This is a genomic window from Neorhizobium phenanthreniclasticum (assembly GCF_040066075.1).
GTDB lineage: Bacteria > Pseudomonadota > Alphaproteobacteria > Rhizobiales > Rhizobiaceae > Neorhizobium > Neorhizobium petrolearium.
In genome coordinates this window covers 1-18061 of the sequence record NZ_JBEAAL010000020.1, presented here as the reverse complement: position 1 = coordinate 18061, position 18061 = coordinate 1, and the positions used below count along the sequence as shown (strand labels likewise).

Below are 18061 nucleotides of genomic sequence, written 5' to 3'. Positions count from 1 at the left end.
AACCCGATGGACGAACCCTGCCCTGCTGCTTTATGAACGGAGGAATTGCGAGAGAAGAACCATGGTCAACTACATCGAGGCGGTTTCCGCCCCTCTTAAGAACACGGGCGCGATCCGTCTCTATACTCCGGAAGACTTTGCCGGCATGCGCAAGGCCTGCCTGCTCACGGCACGCTGCCTTGACGAACTCGCGTCGATCGTCAAGCCCGGCGTCACCACCAGTGCAATCGACCGCTTCGTCTTTGAGTTCGGCATGGATCATGGTGCCCTGCCTGCCACGCTGAATTATCGCGGCTACAAATATTCGGTCTGCACCTCGATCAACCACGTCGTCTGCCACGGCATGCCGGATGACAAGCCGCTGCGCGAAGGCGACATCGTCAATATCGACGTCACCTATATCCTGGATGGCTGGCACGGGGATTCGAGCCGCATGTATCCTGTCGGACAGATCAAGCGCGCCGCCGAGCGCCTGCTCGAAGTCACCTATGAATGCCTGATGCGCGGCATCGCGGCCGTCCGCCCAGGCGCGCGCACCGGCGCGATCGGTGAAGCGATCCAGACCTATGCGGAAGGCGAACGCTGCTCGGTGGTGCGCGATTTCTGCGGCCATGGCGTCGGACGGCTTTTCCATGACTCGCCAAACATCCTGCATTACGGCCGCGCCGATGAAGGCCCGGAAATGAAGGAAGGCATGATCTTCACGATCGAGCCGATGATCAATCTCGGCAAACCGCATGTGAAAGTGCTTTCCGACGGCTGGACGGCGGTTACCCGCGACCGCTCGCTTTCGGCGCAATACGAGCATGCCGTCGGCGTGACGGCCACAGGCTGCGAGGTCTTTACGCTGTCGCCCGCGGGTCTCGACCGGCCGGGCCTGCCGCCGCTTTCGAGGTAGCCATGGCGAACCGCTCGGCCTCTCCGCCGGACGATCAGGCGTCCTTCATCGAGGACGAGCGCGGCTTTTTCGCCGAACAGCTTTCCAAGCCGAAAGCCATCAGGAAATCGACGGCTCTGGACAAGGAAGAGCCGAGCGCCCATTACTATGGCCATCGCGAGCGGCTGCGCACCAAATACCGCGACCATGGCGACACAGCACTCGCCGATTACGAAGTCCTCGAACTGCTGCTCTTCCGGCTGATCCCGCAGCGCGACACCAAGCCGATCGCCAAGGCCCTGATCGATCGTTTCGGGACGCTGGCCGGGGTCTTCGGTGCGCCGCCGGCGCTGCTGCAGGAGGTCAAGGGCGTCGGTGAGGCCGTAGCACTGGACCTCAAGCTCGTCGCGACTGTCGGCCAGCGGATGCTGAAAAGCGAGTTGCGCGGCAAGCAGGTGCTCTCCTCCTGGTCATCGGTCATCGATTATTGCCATGCCGCCATGGCCTACGAATCCCGCGAGCAGTTCCGCATCCTCTTTCTCGACAAGCGCAATGCGCTGATCGCCGACGAGGTGCAGGGTCACGGCACGGTCGACCACACGCCGGTCTATCCGCGCGAAGTGGTGCGCCGCGCGCTGGAGCTTTCCGCCACCGCCATTATTCTGGTCCACAACCATCCAAGCGGCGACCCGACGCCCTCGCGCGCCGATATCGATATGACGAAGACGATCATCGACACCGCCAAACCGCTCGGCATCACCGTGCACGACCACATCATCATCGGCAAGGACGGGCATGTCAGCCTGAAAGGCCTCAGGCTGATCTGATTTCCCGGACGTTAGGCCACCTGCACCAGGTGGCCTTCGGAAACCTCACGATATTCCCGCTTCGGCGGCCGGTAATCCATCGGGCGCACGGGGCTCTTCAGTTCGTCGTTGGAAATGCCCCTGCGGATGCCGCGCCGCGCCGGGTCCGGCACCGGAACGGCAGCCATCAGTTTCTTCGTATAGGGATGCTGCGGGTTCTCGAAGACGGCAGCCCGCGGTCCGATCTCGACGATCTCGCCGAGATACATCACCGCCACCCGGTGGCTTACACGCTCGACCACCGCCATGTCGTGGGAAATGAACAGGAAGGCGAGGTTCAGGCTCTGCTGCAGGTCGAGCAAAAGGTTGCAGACCTGCGCCTTGATCGACACGTCGAGCGCCGAGACGCTTTCGTCCGCCACGATCACCTTCGGATCGAGCGACAGCACCCGGGCGATCGCGATGCGCTGCCGCTGGCCGCCGGAGAATTCGTGCGGATAGCGGCTCGCCATGTCGGGTGAAAGCCCCACCTTGCGCAAGAGGTCGGCGGTCTTCTCCCTCGCCTGCTTCACCGTCCCGAGCCTGTGCTTGATGAACGGCTCGGCGATCGCCTGGCCTACCGTCATGCGGGGGTTGAGCGATGAAAACGGGTCCTGGAAGATCATCTGGATCGTCTTGCGCATGTTGCGCAGGCCGACCTGGTCGAGATGCAGCACGTCGTAACCGTCGAGCGCCACGTCACCGCTGGTCGGCTCGATCAGCCGCATGATGGATCGACCGGTCGTCGACTTGCCGCAGCCGGATTCACCAACCAGTGACAACGTCTCACCCTGAAAGAGATCGAAGGAAATGTTCTCGACCGCATGCACCGCACCGGTCTGGCGCGCAAAGAGGCCGGAGCGGATCGGAAAGCGGGTTACAAGGTTCCTGACGGCGAGGACCGGCGTCTTGCGCGTATCGACGGTACCCGCGACCTCGGCGGGTTCGGCCGCTTCGCCGGTCGAAACATCGACAACCGGGAAACGGGTCGGCCATTTGCGGTTCCGCATCGAGCCGAGCCGCGGCACAGCGGAGAGAAGTGCGCGCGTATAGGGGTGCTTGCCGCGGTGGAAGATTTCCTCCGTCGGGCCGCTCTCCACCGCCTCGCCCCGGTACATGACGATGGTGCGGTCGGCGATCTCGGCGACGACGCCCATATCGTGCGTGATGAAGAGGACGGACATGCCCTCTTCTTCCTGCAGCACCTTGATCAGATCGAGGATCTGTCCCTGAATGGTGACATCAAGCGCCGTTGTCGGTTCGTCGGCGATGAGCAGTTTCGGCCTGGAGGCGAGCGCCATGGCGATCATCACCCGCTGGCGCATGCCGCCCGAGAACTGGTGCGGGTAATCGTCGAAGCGCGCCGAGGCGTTCGGAATGCGCACCTTTTCCAGAAGCCGCACCGTCTCGGCGCGCGCCTCCTGTTTCGACAGGCCCTTGTGGCGGGTCAGCACTTCCGAGATCTGCCGACCGATGGTGAAGATCGGGTTGAGCGAGGTCATCGGCTCCTGGAAGATCATCGAGGCGTCGTTGCCGCGCACGCCGCGCATCTCCTTTTCGGAGAGCGCCAGCAGGTTCTTGCCGGCCAGCAGGATCTTTCCCTCGATGCGGCTCGACCCCGGCGCGAGCAGCCGCATGATCGAAAGCGAGGTGACGCTCTTGCCGGAGCCGGATTCCCCGACGATCGCCACCGTTTCGCCGGGACCGACGTCGAAGGAGACGTCGCGCACGACGCTCTTCCATTCGCCGTCGACCAGGAAGGAGGTCGTGAGGTTCTTGACGGAAAGGACGGGTGTTTCGCTCATTGGGGCTTCCAGGGCGTGGCAAAGGAGGCGGAGGGGCGGCCTTCCGCCTCGCGGGCGGCTTCAAGTGCTGCGATCTTCTCGTCGATCACCCGGCGGTCGATCATGCCGTGCGGGTTCTCGCGGGTCGGCATGGTCTCGGCGACATGCAGGTAACGCTCCTGCGCCACCGCGTAGAGGCGCCGCAGTTCACGCAGCGGATCGGTATGATCGTCGGCGTGGATGCGCAGCCACGGATAATCCTGGTCGCGATAGATAACCATGGCGGCGGATTGCTTGCCCCGCTTGTCACCGCCGGCCGCCTCGCCCGCATCCATGGCATCGAGCAGCCGTTCGGCAAGCGGCGCGCCGGCCGCCGCCCTCTCCTTATAGACGCGCAACGTCTCGGCGATCACCTCAGGCCCGGCCAGCATGTTGCCGGCGACGGACACATTGTCGTCCACCAGATGGCCGGCCCAGTCGACGCAGTTCTCGCCGGTATAGGCGGCGTTGCGGCCGCTCGCGTCGATCAGGTGGAACTGGCGCTGCCGCCGCCCGTCGTCGCGGGCCGTCAGCGTCCCGATGATCTCTTCCGGCAACTTTCCCTCTTCGAGCAGCTTCAGCCCGTCCGTACCGTAGAGCGGACTGACGAAGGCCTGGGTGGCGACCGCGCCCACCCCGCCCCTGATATGCGGCACGGCGGCGCCGACGGCGAAGAAGCGGCTCGCGACGGCAATCCCCAGATGACCCGTTTGCGGGTCGCGCGCGACGATCGACCAGGTCATGGACTACCTCCCCACCGCATAGGCCTGCATCAGGCGCGGCGTCGCCGCCGCCCGCATCAGGCCGTCCGCATCGCGGCGGGCGGCGGTCAGGCGGCCGACGCTCCAGGGATCGGCCACCGTCACCTGATGACCGCGGCGGCGCAGTTCGTCCAGGACCTCGGCGCCGATATTGCTTTCCACCATGATGTTCCCGGACTCACTGGTGCGCGGATAGAAGGAGCCCGGGAAATGCGTCGTATGGAAGAGCGGCATGTCGATCGCCGCCTGGAGGTTCTTCTTGTAGTGGACGTACCGCAGGAAGAAAGGCAGTTGCCACTGGTCCTGCTGGTCTCCGCCGGGCGTGCCGAAAACCAGCGTCGGCCGGCCCTGGTGCAGCGCAAGCGATGGCGTCAGCGTGGTGCGCGGCCGTTTTCCCGGTGCGAGCGAGGTCGGCAGGCCGGGCTTCAACCAGAACATCTGGGCACGCGAATTCAGTGCGAAACCAAGGCCGGGCACGATCGGCGAAGACTGCAGCCAGCCACCGGACGGCGTGGTCGAGACCATGTTGCCCCATCGATCGATGACGTCGATATGCACCGTGTCGCCGCGCTTCTCGGTGAGGTGCGACATGGTCGGCTCGTAGACCGCCCCCTTGCCGCTTACTTGCGCCAGCATCGCCATCGTCAGGTCGAACTGGTTGTCGTAACCCGGCACGCGGCCGGGGCGGAGTTCAAGCGAGGCTTCCTTGGTGATCAGCTTGCGGCGCTCGGCGTTGTAGCCTTCCGACAACAGGTATTCGGTCGGGATCTGCGCGAATTCCGGATCGCCGTAATAGACCTCGCGGTCGGCATAGGCGAGTTTCATGGCTTCGACGACGACATGCACGAAGTCCGGGCCGGCGGGGTCCATCGTCGACAGGTCGAACCCCTTCAGCAGCGCCAGGGACTGAAGCAGCACTGGCCCCTGACCCCACGCCGGCGTCTTGGCGACCGTCCAGTCGTGGTAATCGTAGGTCTGCGGTGCCTCGATGGCCGCCTCCCAGTTCGCCATGTCATCGGCAGTCAGAACGCCCTTATGCCTGGCGCCGCTCGCATCCATCACTGCGGTGGTGCTGACATATTTGTCGATCGCCTCTGCCACGAAGCCACGGTAGAAAGCGTCGCGGGCAGCCTCGATCTGGTTTTCGCGGCCGGTCTTCGCCTCGGCCTCGGCAATGATCCGCTTCCAGGTTTCGGCGAGAACCGGGTTCCTGAAATTCGCCTGCGGCTCGGGTGCGGCGCCGCCCGGCAACCAGGTCGCGTAGGAGGTCGGCCATTCCTTCTCGAAGAAGCCGGCAAGCCCCTTGATGGTGGCGGAAACACGGGCAAGCACCGGATGGCCGTTTTCGGCGTAGTAGATCGCCGGCTCCAGCACTTCGCGAATGCTCATCGTGCCGTAGTCGCGCAGCATCAGCATCCAGCCGTCGAAGGCACCCGGAATGACGGTCGCGAGCAGCCCGTCGCCGGGGATCAGCGTCAGGCCTTCCGACGTGTAATGCTCGATCGTCGCGCCGGCCGGCGCCGGCCCTTGCGCGCAGATGACTTCGACCTTGTCCTTCTTTTTCGAGTAGAAGACGGCCGGCATGTCACCGCCCGGACCGCAGAGATGCGGCTCGACGATCTGCAGCACGAAGCCGGTCGCAACCGCCGCATCGAAGGCATTGCCGCCCTTTTCCAGGATCGCCATGCCGACGGCGGATGCAATCCAGTGGGTGGAGGTGACGACGCCGAACGTGCCGAGAATCTCGGGCCTTGTGGTGAATTCAGTCATAATATCGATATTCCTTTCAAATCAGGATTCGCGCGGGTCGAGCGCGTCGCGCAGGCCGTCGCCGAGCAGATTGAAGCCGATCACCACCAGGAAGATCGCCGCGCCCGGCCACATCGCCATCCACGGCGCCTGGGTGAGAAAATTCTTGGCGACGTTCAGCATCGAACCCCAGGAGGGCGCCGGCGGCTGCTGGCCGAGGCCGAGGAAGGACAGGCTCGCCTCGGCGATGATGGCGGTCGCCACCGTCAGCGTCGCCTGCACGATGATCGGTGCGAAGACGTTCGGCAGGATGTAACGAACCATGATCTCCACATGGTTCAGGCCGACGGCACGCGCGCCTTCGACATAGTCTTCCGTCTTTACCGCGAGAACCTGGCCGCGCGTCAGCCGCACGAAGATCGGCATCGCCGAAAGCCCGATGGCGATCATCGCATTCATCAGGCTCGGCCCCAGGAAGGCGGCGAGCGCGATCGCCATGATCAGGAACGGCATGGCGAGCAGCGCCTCGGTGATGCGCGAGATCACCATATCCACCCAGCCGCCGAAATAACCGGAAACGAGGCCGAAGGGCACGCCGATCACGACGGCGATCGCCACCGAGACGACGCCGGCCATCAGCGATGCCTGCGCACCCCAGATCATCCGGGAGAGAATATCGCGGCCAAGATCGTCGGTGCCGAGCCAGTACGCCGCGGACGGCGCCTTGCGGATCGCCGACCAGCTCGTGGCGATCGGATCGATGATCGGCAGGATCGGCGCGGCGACCGCCAGAATGGCGAAGAAAAGAACGATTGCCGCGCCGACGAGTGCGCTTCTGTTTCGCTTCATCTTGCGCCAGGCGCGGCTTTCCCCGCGCTTTGCCACCGTTATGGACGGCACTTGATCGATCGTGGTCATAGGGTTGCCCTCAGACGCGGATTGAGCAGAACGTAGAGAACGTCCGCGATGAGATTCATGAGGATGAAGCCAACGGCCGTGCACAGCACGACGCCCTGCACCACCGCATAGTCGCGGTTGAAGACGGCATCGACGATCAGCTTGCCGAAACCCGGAATGGTGAAGATCTGTTCTGTCAGGACCGCGCCAGCAAGCAGCTCGCCGAAAAGCAGCGCCGAGAGCGTGACGACGGGAAGCAGCGCGTTGCGGAAACTGTGGCTCAGGACGACCTCGCGGGGCGAAAGCCCCTTGGCGCGGGCGGTGCGGATATAATCCGCGCTCATGACGCCCACCATGGCTGAGCGCGTGTGGCGCATGAGCTGGGCTGCGAGCGCGGTGCCGAGCACAAAGGCCGGCATGATCATGGTCTGCAGGGAGCGCACGGGGTCGACAAAAATCGACTCGTAGCCGGAGGCCGGCAACCAGCCGAGATTGACCGAAATCAGCAGGATCAGCATGATTCCGAGCCAGAAATTCGGGATCGACAGCCCGGAAAGCGCGAAGATGTTCGCGATATAGTCGAGGGCCGTATTCTTCTTGACGGCGGCCAGGATGCCGGTCGGTATGCCGATCACGAAGGCGATGATCATCGACATGACAGCAAGCTGAATGGTCACCGGCAACTTCTGCAGGATGAGTTCGAGCACCGGTTGATTGGTCCTCAGTGAAATCCCGAAATCGCCCTGCACGATGCCGCCGAGCCAGCGGACATATTGCACCGGCACGGGATCGTTCAGATGGTATTTCTCGCGCAGGAATTCGATCACCGCCGGATCACGCTCCTCCCCGGCCATGGCGAGAATCGGATCGCCGGGTAAGAGCTTCTGCAGCGAAAAGACGAAGACGGAGATGATCAGCAGGGTCGGGATGGCGACCAGCAGACGCTTTCCAATATAGACAGGCATGATGCCGTCCCTTGTTGAAGTATGCGGTTCAAAGGTGCGAGGGAAAGATGCCGCACGGGAATTCCCGCGCGGCACCGGCAGATCAGCCTTCCTTCTTGACGCCTTGCAGGCGGATCATCCCGTCGGGGCTCGGCACAAAGCCGCTGACGCTGTTCTTGTAAGCCCAGATCCATGACTGGTGGCCGAGATAGATGACCGGCAGTTCGTCGTTCAGGATGGCGGTCGCCGCGTCGTATTTCTCCTTGCGGATCGCATCGTCGGTCGAAGCACGCGCCTCGTTGAGCAGTTTGTCGACTTCCGGGTTGCAGTATTTGGTATCGTTGATGCCGCCCTTGCAGGTGACGAACTGATGGACGTTGCCGTCGGGATCGACGCGGCCGGACCAGTCGGAGCGGCTGAGCTGGTAGTTGCCACGGGTCTGCTCGTCGAGCAGGGTCGCAAATTCCGTCGACTTCAGGCTGACGTCGAAACCGGCTTCCGCCACCATCGACTGGACGATCTGCATCATCTGCTGGGCGACCGGGTTGTTCGGAATCTGCATCTCGATCGGCACACGGTCGAAGCCGGCTTCCTTGATCAAGGCCTTGGCCTTTTCGACATCGCGCGCCGGGACCGGAATCGCTTTGTTGAACCACGGGCTGTTCGGCGGGAAAGGCTGGTTGCCGCCGACGGCCGTGCCTTCATAGACGATCTGGGTCAGGGCATCGCGATCAATCGCCAGCGAGAAGGCCTGGCGCAGGCGCTTGTCCTTGCCGAACGGATTGTCGGCGCGCGGGCCGTTGCCGATGTTCGCATAAAGCGCCATGTAGCCGATGTTGACGACGGCATCATATTTCAGGCCGGAATCCCCCTTGACGGACGCAACATCCGTCGGCGCCAGACGCTCGATGAAATCGAGGTCGCCGGAACGCAGGTTGGCGAGGCGGACGGTCGTATCCGGAATCGGAAGGTAGGTGACCTTGTCGATGAAGACCTTGTCCTTGTCCCAGTAATCGGCGAACTTTTCGAGCACGATGCGGTCCTGCTGGACGCGCTCGACGAATTTGAACGGGCCGGCGCAGGCAGGCTTGGAACCGAAGTTGGCGCCGAGTTCCTTGGCCGCCGTCGGCGAAACGATCATGCCGGCGCGGTCGGAAAGCTGGGCGAGCAGCGTCACGTCCGGAGCCTTCAGCGTAAACTTGACTTCCAGCGGGCCGGTCGCCTCGACCTTTTCCACCGAGGAGAGCTCGCTCTTGCGTCGGGATTCGGGCAGCGTCATGTTGCGTTCGATCGTGGCGACCACGGCGGCCGCGTCGAGCGGCGTTTCGTCATGGAACTTGACGCCCTCGCGGATCTTCATCGTCAGTTCCTTGCCGTCGGCGGACCAATTCCATTCGGTCGCAAGCTGCGGAACGATTTTCAGATCCGGGGAGACATCGACCAGCTTGTCGCACATGGCGGTGTAGACGATGCGGCCCACGAAGGTGCGGGACTGGGCCGGGTCGAGAACATCCGCATCGTCCTGCAGACCGATACGGAGTTCGGCGGACATGGCCGGAAGGGCAAACAGCGCGCCAGCAAGCAACGCTGTCGTCAGCTTGGCAAGTCGTTTCATATGGTCATTCCTCTCTTTTGGTTCTCTGGTTCCTGTTTTTCTGCTGTCCGGCTTGGCTGCCGGCTTCTCATGCAGTCGCGTTCCTTGTCTTCAAATCCTCCGGGGCAGTCTCCGCGCCCCCGTGATCGACGGAGGTCGCACGGATCAGCACCTCCTGGAGCCCGAGAAGATGTTCGCGCATCGCCTCCCCGGCTCGCGCCGGGTCCCGTGCCTCGATCGCATCGATGATGCTGGCATGCTGGATATGGATGGCGCCCTGTCGGCGGTTGCTGGCACGCGCCCGCTCCCGGATCGCCTGCCAGGCCTCGTCCTGGCGAACACGGTTGATGAGGTCGAAAATCGACAGGAAGAGCTGGTTGCCGGCCGCCTGCGCGATCTGGCGGTGAAACGCGCCGTCCCAAAGTTCCTTCGAATCCGCGTCAGTGCTCTCGGCGATCTTGCGGGCAAGATCGCGCATCTTCTCCACGTCGCGAGGCTTGGCGCGCATGGCAGCAAGCTGGGCAAGCTGCGGCTCGATCCTCAACCGGACTTCCATGATTTCCATGAAATCGGTGCCGGCGACGAGATCGCCGAGATGTTCGCTCCAGCGGGCGGGCCGTTCGCCGATGAACGTTCCCGAGCCCTGGCGGCGCCAGATCAACCCCTCAGCTTCCAGCACTTCGAGCGCCCGGCGTACCGCGCGGCGGCTGATCCCAAGCATCTCGGCCAATGCCCGCTCGGTCGGCAAACGTCCCTCGGCACCGAATTCCCCGGCAGCCATAAGCTCCCTCAGGCGATCAAGCGCATAGTTCGAATTGTCGTGAGCCTCGCTCGTTTTCCCCTGAACCATTTTTGTACCAATTCTTGATTGGTTCAAGTGGATGGCATTTCGCGTGCCCAGTCAAGACACTTTTTCATCAATTTTTGCAGTGCACAAAATTTGTGCAGAAAGGTCGGAGTCGAGGCTTGGACGCGCCGCAATCAAAACTTTAGAATAGGTGGTTACAAACGGAATCGTGAGCGCTGCCGCAGTGCGGCAGCCGGAGTTTCGAAGCGGAGTAATCCATGAACCAATACGACCTCATCGTCGTCGGCAGCGGTCCGGCAGGCCGCCGGGCGGCCATCCAGGCAGCCAAACTCGACAGGAAGGTGCTTGTCATCGAGCAAGGCCGCCGGGTTGGCGGCGTCTCCGTCCATACCGGCACCATTCCGTCGAAGACGCTTCGCGAAACAGCTCTCAACCTGTCCGGCTGGCGCGAGCGCGGCTTCTACGGACGCGCCTATCGCGTCAAGGAGGAAATCAGCGCGGAGGACCTGCGCCGCCGCCTCCTGATCACGCTCGATCACGAGGTCGAGGTCCTGGAGCATCAGTTCGCGCGCAACCGGGTCCAGCACATTCGCGGCAAGGCCAGTTTCGCGACGAACGAGACATTGGCCATCGTCAAGGACGACGGCGACGTCATGCACGTCACCGGCAAGTCGATCCTGCTGGCCGTCGGCACGCGGCCCTTCCGGCCCGACTACATACCCTTCGACGGCAAGACGGTCCTAGACAGCGACGAGTTGCTGGAAATCGAAGAACTCCCGCGGTCCATGGTGGTGATCGGCGCAGGCGTCATCGGCATTGAATATGCGACGATCTTCAGCGCACTCGATACCGCCGTCACGGTCATCGATCCCAAATCGACCATGCTCGACTTCATCGACAAGGAGATCGTCGAGGACTTCACCTATCAGCTCCGCGACCGCAACATGAAGCTCCTGCTCGGCCAGAAAGCCGAGAAGGTGGAGCGCCTGCCCGACGGCAAGGTCTCGGTGACGGTCGACAGCGGCCGCCGCATCGTCACCGACATGGTGCTTTTCGCCGCAGGCCGCATGGGCGCCACCGACACACTGAATCTCGCCGCCGCCGGCCTGGAAGCCGACAGCCGCGGACGTTTGAGAGTGAACCCCGAGACTTTTGAAACCAACGTTCCCGGCATCTATGCGGCCGGCGATGTCGTCGGCTTCCCGAGCCTTGCCTCGACCTCGATGGAACAGGGCCGCATCGCCGCCCGTGTCGCCGTCGGCGCGATCGCCAAGGAGCCGCAGAAATATTTCCCCTACGGCATCTATGCGGTGCCGGAAATCTCCACCTGCGGCTTGACCGAAGAGGAGATGAAGGAGCGTGGCATCCCTTATGAATGCGGCATCGCCCGTTTCCGCGAAACCTCGCGCGGCCATATCATGGGCCTCGACACCGGACTTCTGAAGCTCATCTTCTCGCTGAAGACCCGCCGCCTGCTGGGCGTGCATATCGTCGGCGAAGGCGCCACCGAGCTCGTCCATATCGGCCAGGCCGTACTGAACCTCAAAGGCACGGTGGAATATTTCGTCGAGAACACGTTCAACTATCCCACACTCGCCGAAGCCTACAAGATCGCCGGCCTCGACGCCTGGAACCGCATGGGCGAACTGCCGAAGGAAGCACCGATCGCAACCGCCCAGCCGCTCGACACGGCAACCACCGTGACGGGGGCCGAAACCGCAACGACCGAAAAGAAAAAAGCCGCCTCGAAATGAAGCGGCTTTTCCGGAGCGTCGATATGAAAATGGCCCCTTTCGGGGCCATTTTCGTCAGGATCAACGCGAATAGAATTCGACGACCAGATGCGGTTCCATGATGACCGGATACGGCACGTCGGAAAGGCTCGGAACGCGGACGAAGGTTGCCACCATCTTGTTGTGATCGGCTTCGATATAGTCCGGAACGTCGCGTTCAGCGAGGCTTACCGCTTCCAGAACCGAAACGAGCTGCTTCGACTTCTGGCGGACTTCGATCACGTCACCGGCCTTGCAACGGTAGGAGCCGATGTTGACGCGAACGCCGTTGACGGTCACATGGCCGTGGTTGACGAACTGGCGAGCCGCGAAAACCGTCGGCACGAACTTGGCGCGGTAGACGATGGCGTCGAGGCGCGATTCCAGAAGGCCGATCAGGTTCTCGGACGTGTCGCCCTTGCGGCGGTTGGCTTCATCATAGGTCGCGCGGAACTGCTTCTCGCGGATGTCGCCGTAATAGCCCTTCAGCTTCTGCTTGGCGCGCAGTTGCACGCCGAAGTCGGAAAGCTTGCCCTTGCGGCGCTGGCCGTGCTGGCCCGGGCCGTATTCGCGGCGGTTGACCGGGGACTTCGGACGGCCCCAGATATTTTCGCCCATACGGCGGTCAATTTTGTACTTGGACGATTCGCGCTTGCTCATCGCATTTCCTTCTCAACAGGTTACACCGGTTTGTTGCCAAACCGGATCAAGGAAACACGCCCTCCTCTGAGCCTCGATCGAGAAGCTCTGACAGGTTTCTCACGAAAGCGATCGGAGACAACCACGGGACATGTCAAATGAAACACCGGGCGTTGCCACCCGGTGCTGGCGGGGTCTTTAGGCGGATGTCATGGAAATGTCAACAGCAGCGGTTCCTTAACCTCTCGGCAAGGCTGTTTCCAAGGTCGGTTTGACTCTTCGAATATCCAACCCATCTCATATTTGAGGGAGGTAATGTGTCATGAGACGCACAAACTGGACCAGCCCGTTGAGAGTCGAGGATCCCGAAACCGGCATCATCCGCGCTGTCAAGACGGTGCGACAGGCAAAGACCGTGCTCGACCGCTTCTGGCCGGCCTATCACGGCAGCCAGCATCATCGGGCCGAACAGGCATGCGACGATGCCCTGAAGGGAAAATCCGATCCTACGGAAGCGCGCCGAGCCTTCATCGCCGCTGCCGTGGAAGCGCATTTCCACATTCAGTAAGATCTATTCGGCTGCGGCTCTCGCTTCGCCCTCGTCCGCCGCATCGGCGTTGCCGGGTGCAGTTTCCGCCTGCAGATCCGGGAAGGCGACGACGCGTTTTCCCGAAAAATCCGTGTGGACGACGATCAGACCCTGCTCCTCGAAGTAACCGAGCAGACGCCGCGCACGGCGGGCCGAATGGGTGCCGTAGGCCCGTGCGATCCGGGCATCCGACGGGCATGGCTCGCCCGTAATCGCCGCCTTCGCCATCATCAGGAATACGCCCTGCAGGTCGTCGGAAACACCGGCAGACAGGGACACCGCCGTGGCCCAGGCCTCGCCCGCGGCGGTCTCGGCATCGACGCCCGAGCGGGCGATCGCCGCACGGCGGCGGAATTCCGAAAGCGACAGCGGTGGCCCTGGCAGACGCCGCATGCGGGCGCGCACCAGGAAATCCTGGTAGAGCACCGAATCGGTCCGGTAACCCGATTGCGGATCGTCGAGGATTTCCGAGAGCACGGCGGAAAGCCGTTCCTCGCGCTCCTCCGGCGATATCTCCTGCTGGGGGGCGCGCGGCTCCTGCGGCGCGGACGAAGCGGCCGGCATGGAGCGGGAAAGTTCGGCAAGGATATCCGTCGTCGGGCGCGGCGCAGGCGTTGCCCGGCGCACCACGATCGGCCGGGTGAATTCTTCCGGGTCGGGCGTGAAGATCAGATCCTCGACGTCCTGCGGCGCGTCCGGCAGCGGCATCAGCTTCGGGCTCGACGAGCGGGCCGACGTTTCGACCGCGCCGATCACGATCGGCAGCGGCCGCCGCGAGAGCGCCGGGCCGAGGGCGACGAAATTGCCGCGCTTCAAATCCCGGAACATTTCCGCCTGGCGGCGGTCCATGCCCAGAAGGTCGGCGGCGCGCGCCATGTCGATATCGAGGAAGGTGCGGCCCATCAGGAAGTTCGAAGCTTCCGCTGCAACATTCTTGGCAAGCTTCGCAAGGCGCTGGGTGGCGATGACACCGGCGAGCCCCCGCTTGCGGCCGCGGCACATGAGGTTGGTCATCGCACCGAGGGAGAGTTTTCGAGCATCTTCGGAGACATCGCCGCCGACGGAAGGCGCAAACATCTGCGCCTCGTCCACCACGACGAGCACCGGATACCAGAATTCCCGGTCGGCATCGAACATGCCGTTCAGGAAAGCGGCGGCCGCCCGCATCTGCTCCTCGAGGTCGAGGCCTTCGAGCGTCAGCACGCAGGAGACCCGGTGCTGGCGGATGCGGTTGGCAATGCCGGCAAGTTCGGCTTCGGTGCGTTCTCCATCGACCACGACGTGGCCGAACCTGTCGGAAAGAGTGACGAAGTCGCCTTCCGGATCGATCACCACCTGCTGCACCCATTGGGCGGATTGTTCGAGCAGGCGCCGCAGGAGATGCGACTTACCTGAGCCGGAATTGCCTTGCACGAGCAGGCGGGTGGCCAGAAGCTCCTCGATATCGAGCTTGGCCGGATCGCCCCCGGACACAATTCCCATATCGATGCCGACTTGCAATGCACTTTCCTCTTATGCCGCGTCTTCGCGGCTCCTCACTGGACCGCGACTCTTGAACCTTAACAGAGATCGGGATTCGTTTCGCCGGGCAAGAGCGAAAATGCACAGGGCTTTGCAGCTACTCGACATTGATCTGCCAGGAAACGCCGAAGCGGTCATTCAGCCAGCAGAACTTCTTACTGAAGCCGTAATTGTCGATCGGCATCAGAAAGGACCCGCCTTCCCCCAGAGCTCCAGCCAGTCGCTCAAGCTCCTCCTCCGTCCCACATTCCACGAAGAACGAAAAGGACGGCGTGAAATCGAAGGCGTGCCTGACCGGACTGTCGATGCAATCGACTTTCTGGCCGGCAAGCTCGAAGGTGGCGCGAAACACGCTGCCTTCCGCTCCCATCTCGCCTGGTCCGTAATGCTTGATGTCGACTACCCGGCTTTCCGGCAGAACCGAGGTGTAGAAAGTGATTGCTTCCTCGCATTTATTGCCCTGGAACATCAGGAAAGGCCGGACGGATTTGGTCGGGCTTACCATCATATTCTCCCTCAGGATGCGGCTCGACGGTAGAACGCAAGCGAACCGGCAAGCGCCAGAAGTGCGCCGCCGCAGGCACGGTCCAGCCAGAGCGCACCTTTCCGCTTCAGCAGATGCACGGCCCGTGACCCGAGCAGCGCATAGGCGAACATGACCATAAAGTCGATCAGAGCAAAAACGATGGCGAGAATGGCATATTGCGGAACCTGCGGTGCATCCGATGTAATGAACTGCGGCAGGAAGGCCGAGAAAAAGAGATACCCCTTGGGATTGGTGACAGCGACGAGAAAGCTTTTCAGGAAAATCGACCTTGCAGACCCCGAGCCTGACGCTGCAATACCTTCCGTAACGTCAAGCGACCCCTTCGACCGCAAAAGCATGATACCGAGGAAGGTGAGATAGGCCGCTCCCAGCCATTTGACGATGGTGAACCAGAATTCCGAGGCGGCAAGCAGCGCGCCGAGACCGAGCGCTACCGCACCGATCAGCACGAAATCCGAGAGCATGGCACCCGCCATGCCGGGAACCGCGCGGCCGAGACCGTAGCGCGAGCCGTTGGTCAGCGCCAGCAGCACGGTCGGTCCGGGCGTTGCGATCCCAATGACGGCGACGATCGCGAACGCGAGCAAGGTCACTTCACCCATCTCTCCCTCCTACCAGAGATTCTTGCCGTCGATGACCGTATGCGGCCATTCCTCGGCGTCGAAATCGTCGAACAGACGCGCGTTCACCCCGAAGCGGCGCGTCTTGCCGTCCCAGGTGCCGTCCATCTGGAAATCCGGGCTGTCGCTATAGGTCGTGCAGCCACAGATGCCGCAGAAATGGTGCGCCACCAGCTTCGTATTCCAGCGGTAGACGCTGTCGCTTGCGGAATCCGCCTTCACGCGAACCTGCTTCGGCTCGTAATAGGCGTAAAGCGTGCCGCGCCTGGAGCAAAGGGAACAAGTGCAGCGGGTGAGCGCCTGCGGCAGCTCGCCGTCGATTTCGAAAACGGTCCCGCCGCAATGGCAACGTCCGGTCAGCATCAGATACTCCTCCCAGATTCCTCAGGCGGCGGCGCGCTTGAAGCCGATCGACAGGAGGCCTGCGCCGATCATCAGCGATCCGCCTGTGCGGTTGACGATCCTCTGGATCTTCGGCTTGCGGATCTGATTGCGCGCCAGGGCGGCCAGCAGGCCGTAAAGGGTGGCGTTGAGCGTCGCGAGCGTCAGGAACGTGACCTCGAAAATCGCCATCTGCATAAAGAGCGGCTGGGTCAGATCCAGGAACTGCGGCAGGAAAGCCACGAAGAAGACGATGCTCTTCGGGTTCAGCGCCGTCACCGCATAGGCATGCAGGAAGATGCGGAAAGGTTTTGCCGATGGCGCCTCAGCCTCTTCTATATCGGCCGCACGTTCGGAGACCGGAGCACGCCAGAGCTTGATGCCGAGATAGATGAGATAAGCGGCCCCCGCCCATTTCAGCACCGTGAAGAGCGCCGCAGACGTCGCAAGCAGCGCACCGAGGCCGAGCATCGAGGCCGTCATCGCGGTGAAATCGCCAAGCGCGACCCCTGCCACAGTCGCCGAGGCGACATTGCGTCCGTGGCTGAGCGCATAGGAAATGACAAGCAGGATCGTCGGGCCAGGGATGGCGAGCAGGACAGACGAAGCGGCGACGAAGGCGAGCCAGTGTTCAAGCGACATGCAAAAAATCCTCTCGATGAGAAAGCGAGCAAGCCATCGAATTTTGCGCTTTGCAAGCAGTGTTTTGTTGGGATCAGGCGGCCTCGTCGCCGATCGGCCTGACCGGCGGCTGCTCTCGCATCAGTGCCTGCGCCAGATCATAATTGGCCTGCATGGACAACCACGCCCGAGCGGTGCTGACACCAGCCCGCTCCAGACGCACGGCGAGATCGGGACTGACAGCAGCCCGACCGTGGAGCACTCGCGACAGAGCGACCCGGGACATGCCGAGGCGCTTGGCCGCTTCCGTCACCGACAGATCAAGCGGCAAAAGGACATCCTCACGGAGCAGTTCGCCAGGGTGCGGCGGAAATTTCATCATCACAAGCTCCTTCAGTGATAATCCTGATAGTCGACCAGTTCGATGTCGATGCCAACAAATCGAAACGTCACTCGCCAATTTCCATTGACCCAAATGGACCATTGTCCTTTCAGGTCTCCCTTAAGCGGGTGAAGCTTGAAGCCGGGCAGATTCAGGTCTGCCGGACCAGCAGCGGCATCGAGCAAGCCCAGGATACGTCCTAACTTGGCGGCATGGGCCGCCTGAATGCCCTTCGTCGTACCCGAATGGTAGAAGGCTTCGAGTCCTTTATGCCGAAAGCTGACTATCATGATTCTCATGTCCGTTTTCAAGAGCTTGGGCATGGGTTTTTCGCGTCGCTTTTTCAGCGTCGACGAGGGACAAATATGCTGCCTATTGCAGGACGCGGCGGCATTGAGACGACGGTTGATCAGACTCTGATGCGCGGGTTGAATACCGCAGGACCGTGGTTCGTCTCGGGCCTTCCTCTGTCTCACGTGGCGCGTGTTGCCGTTTCAGGCTCGCAGAATCACAACGAGGGTTGCCCTGACCGGCCGCCACGCCCAGCAATAAGCAGCGTGATGTAATTAAACTCTCCTTTGTACTTGGCGCCCCCTTCGTCAGGCTGCCTTTGTGGGGGGAATGGGAACTGTTGTCGCAATCGCCCAGACGAAAGCAGCGAGTTCGCGCGCGATGGCGACGGTGACGATGT

At 62.4% G+C, this 18061-nt stretch carries 19 protein-coding genes; 4 read left to right on the top strand and 15 right to left on the bottom strand.

The genetic code is table 11. The annotated features are described in order from the left end of the window. Nucleotides 1–61: 61 nt before the first annotated feature. Nucleotides 62–898: a type I methionyl aminopeptidase gene (map, locus tag ABK249_RS22550; protein WP_227702704.1), complete on the top strand. Its 837-nt coding sequence runs from the start codon at nt 62–64 to the stop codon at nt 896–898. A gap of 2 nt (nt 899–900) precedes the next feature. Then, nucleotides 901–1704 (top strand): RadC family protein, encoded by an 804-nt coding sequence (gene radC, locus ABK249_RS22545; RefSeq protein WP_348864076.1) that lies wholly within the window; start codon nt 901–903, stop codon nt 1702–1704. Nucleotides 1705–1715: 11 nt separating this feature from the next. Here the strand turns inward: radC and ABK249_RS22540 are convergent, their stop codons facing one another. The 7 genes from ABK249_RS22540 to ABK249_RS22510 all read right to left on the bottom strand — a co-directional run bounded on the left by ABK249_RS22540 (nt 1716) and on the right by ABK249_RS22510 (nt 10340). Continuing rightward, nucleotides 1716–3527 (bottom strand): ABC transporter ATP-binding protein, encoded by a 1812-nt coding sequence (locus ABK249_RS22540; protein ID WP_348864074.1) that lies wholly within the window; start codon nt 3525–3527, stop codon nt 1716–1718. Further along, on the bottom strand, nt 3524–4288 hold the full coding sequence (locus ABK249_RS22535) for a DUF1028 domain-containing protein (RefSeq protein WP_348864073.1): 765 nt from the start codon (nt 4286–4288) through the stop codon (nt 3524–3526). The genes ABK249_RS22540 and ABK249_RS22535 overlap by 4 nt, the downstream gene beginning before the upstream one ends. Nucleotides 4289–4291: 3 nt before the next feature. After that, a complete protein-coding gene (locus tag ABK249_RS22530; protein WP_348864072.1) occupies nt 4292–6076 on the bottom strand; it encodes a gamma-glutamyltransferase family protein in 1785 nt (594 codons plus the stop codon). A gap of 21 nt (nt 6077–6097) precedes the next feature. Further along, nucleotides 6098–6973, bottom strand: a complete 876-nt coding sequence (locus tag ABK249_RS22525; RefSeq protein WP_037154851.1) for an ABC transporter permease — start codon at nt 6971–6973, stop codon at nt 6098–6100. After that, nucleotides 6970–7917: an ABC transporter permease gene (locus ABK249_RS22520; protein WP_348864071.1), complete on the bottom strand. Its 948-nt coding sequence runs from the start codon at nt 7915–7917 to the stop codon at nt 6970–6972. Before ABK249_RS22520 ends, ABK249_RS22525 begins: the two co-directional genes overlap by 4 nt. Nucleotides 7918–7999: 82 nt before the next feature. Continuing rightward, on the bottom strand, nt 8000–9511 hold the full coding sequence (locus ABK249_RS22515; RefSeq protein WP_037154846.1) for an ABC transporter substrate-binding protein: 1512 nt from the start codon (nt 9509–9511) through the stop codon (nt 8000–8002). A gap of 67 nt (nt 9512–9578) precedes the next feature. Next, nucleotides 9579–10340 (bottom strand): FadR/GntR family transcriptional regulator, encoded by a 762-nt coding sequence (locus ABK249_RS22510; RefSeq protein WP_348864070.1) that lies wholly within the window; start codon nt 10338–10340, stop codon nt 9579–9581. Nucleotides 10341–10555: 215 nt separating this feature from the next. On the opposite strand from ABK249_RS22510, the gene sthA reads away from it, so the two are divergent. Next, entirely contained in the window at nt 10556–12052 is a 1497-nt protein-coding gene (gene sthA / locus ABK249_RS22505; protein WP_348864069.1) for a Si-specific NAD(P)(+) transhydrogenase, read from the top strand. A 60-nt stretch (nt 12053–12112) separates the two neighbouring features. Here the strand turns inward: sthA and rpsD are convergent, their stop codons facing one another. Beyond that, nucleotides 12113–12730, bottom strand: coding sequence for a 30S ribosomal protein S4 (gene rpsD, locus ABK249_RS22500; RefSeq protein WP_348864068.1), 618 nt, complete (start codon nt 12728–12730; stop codon nt 12113–12115). 301 nt (nt 12731–13031) lie between these two features. On the opposite strand from rpsD, the gene ABK249_RS22495 reads away from it, so the two are divergent. After that, the gene (locus ABK249_RS22495) at nt 13032–13277 is read left to right on the top strand and encodes a DUF982 domain-containing protein (protein ID WP_348864067.1); all 246 of its coding nucleotides are present in this window, start codon (nt 13032–13034) and stop codon (nt 13275–13277) included. A 3-nt stretch (nt 13278–13280) separates the two neighbouring features. Here ABK249_RS22495 and ABK249_RS22490 read toward each other — a convergent pair whose 3' ends face one another. From ABK249_RS22490 to ABK249_RS22460, 7 genes are all read right to left on the bottom strand, one after another. After that, complete coding sequence (locus tag ABK249_RS22490; RefSeq protein WP_348864066.1) at nt 13281–14798, bottom strand: ATP-binding protein; 1518 nt, start codon at nt 14796–14798, stop codon at nt 13281–13283. A 118-nt stretch (nt 14799–14916) separates the two neighbouring features. After that, complete coding sequence (locus ABK249_RS22485; protein ID WP_348864064.1) at nt 14917–15327, bottom strand: VOC family protein; 411 nt, start codon at nt 15325–15327, stop codon at nt 14917–14919. 8 nt (nt 15328–15335) lie between these two features. Then, nucleotides 15336–15968, bottom strand: a complete 633-nt coding sequence (locus tag ABK249_RS22480; RefSeq protein ID WP_348864063.1) for a LysE family translocator — start codon at nt 15966–15968, stop codon at nt 15336–15338. 9 nt (nt 15969–15977) lie between these two features. Beyond that, nucleotides 15978–16349, bottom strand: a complete 372-nt coding sequence (locus tag ABK249_RS22475) for a GFA family protein (protein ID WP_348864062.1) — start codon at nt 16347–16349, stop codon at nt 15978–15980. 21 nt (nt 16350–16370) lie between these two features. Next, the gene (locus ABK249_RS22470) at nt 16371–17009 is read right to left on the bottom strand and encodes a LysE family translocator (protein WP_348864061.1); all 639 of its coding nucleotides are present in this window, start codon (nt 17007–17009) and stop codon (nt 16371–16373) included. Nucleotides 17010–17082: 73 nt separating this feature from the next. After that, a complete protein-coding gene (locus ABK249_RS22465) occupies nt 17083–17370 on the bottom strand; it encodes a HigA family addiction module antitoxin (RefSeq protein WP_037154815.1) in 288 nt (95 codons plus the stop codon). An 11-nt stretch (nt 17371–17381) separates the two neighbouring features. Then, on the bottom strand, nt 17382–17660 hold the full coding sequence (locus ABK249_RS22460) for a type II toxin-antitoxin system RelE/ParE family toxin (protein ID WP_348864212.1): 279 nt from the start codon (nt 17658–17660) through the stop codon (nt 17382–17384). Nucleotides 17661–18061 lie beyond the last annotated feature (401 nt).

Bases quoted from the DNA above. Each gene is read 5' to 3' on its own strand.
- ABK249_RS22525 (WP_037154851.1), bottom strand. From the start codon at position 6,973: ATGACCACGATCGATCAAGTGCCGTCCATAACGGTGGCAAAGCGCGGG.
- ABK249_RS22535 (WP_348864073.1), bottom strand. From the start codon at position 4,288: ATGACCTGGTCGATCGTCGCGCGCGACCCGCAAACGGGTCATCTGGGG.
- ABK249_RS22515 (WP_037154846.1), bottom strand. From the start codon at position 9,511: ATGAAACGACTTGCCAAGCTGACGACAGCGTTGCTTGCTGGCGCGCTG.
- ABK249_RS22520 (WP_348864071.1), bottom strand. From the start codon at position 7,917: ATGCCTGTCTATATTGGAAAGCGTCTGCTGGTCGCCATCCCGACCCTG.
- ABK249_RS22480 (WP_348864063.1), bottom strand. From the start codon at position 15,968: ATGGGTGAAGTGACCTTGCTCGCGTTCGCGATCGTCGCCGTCATTGGG.
- ABK249_RS22470 (WP_348864061.1), bottom strand. From the start codon at position 17,009: ATGTCGCTTGAACACTGGCTCGCCTTCGTCGCCGCTTCGTCTGTCCTG.
- sthA (WP_348864069.1), top strand. From the start codon at position 10,556: ATGAACCAATACGACCTCATCGTCGTCGGCAGCGGTCCGGCAGGCCGC.
- ABK249_RS22510 (WP_348864070.1), bottom strand. From the start codon at position 10,340: ATGGTTCAGGGGAAAACGAGCGAGGCTCACGACAATTCGAACTATGCG.
- ABK249_RS22485 (WP_348864064.1), bottom strand. From the start codon at position 15,327: ATGATGGTAAGCCCGACCAAATCCGTCCGGCCTTTCCTGATGTTCCAG.
- ABK249_RS22475 (WP_348864062.1), bottom strand. From the start codon at position 16,349: ATGCTGACCGGACGTTGCCATTGCGGCGGGACCGTTTTCGAAATCGAC.
- radC (WP_348864076.1), top strand. From the start codon at position 901: ATGGCGAACCGCTCGGCCTCTCCGCCGGACGATCAGGCGTCCTTCATC.
- ABK249_RS22530 (WP_348864072.1), bottom strand. From the start codon at position 6,076: ATGACTGAATTCACCACAAGGCCCGAGATTCTCGGCACGTTCGGCGTC.
- ABK249_RS22460 (WP_348864212.1), bottom strand. From the start codon at position 17,660: ATGATAGTCAGCTTTCGGCATAAAGGACTCGAAGCCTTCTACCATTCG.
- ABK249_RS22540 (WP_348864074.1), bottom strand. From the start codon at position 3,527: ATGAGCGAAACACCCGTCCTTTCCGTCAAGAACCTCACGACCTCCTTC.
- ABK249_RS22465 (WP_037154815.1), bottom strand. From the start codon at position 17,370: ATGATGAAATTTCCGCCGCACCCTGGCGAACTGCTCCGTGAGGATGTC.
- ABK249_RS22495 (WP_348864067.1), top strand. From the start codon at position 13,032: ATGAGACGCACAAACTGGACCAGCCCGTTGAGAGTCGAGGATCCCGAA.
- map (WP_227702704.1), top strand. From the start codon at position 62: ATGGTCAACTACATCGAGGCGGTTTCCGCCCCTCTTAAGAACACGGGC.
- rpsD (WP_348864068.1), bottom strand. From the start codon at position 12,730: ATGAGCAAGCGCGAATCGTCCAAGTACAAAATTGACCGCCGTATGGGC.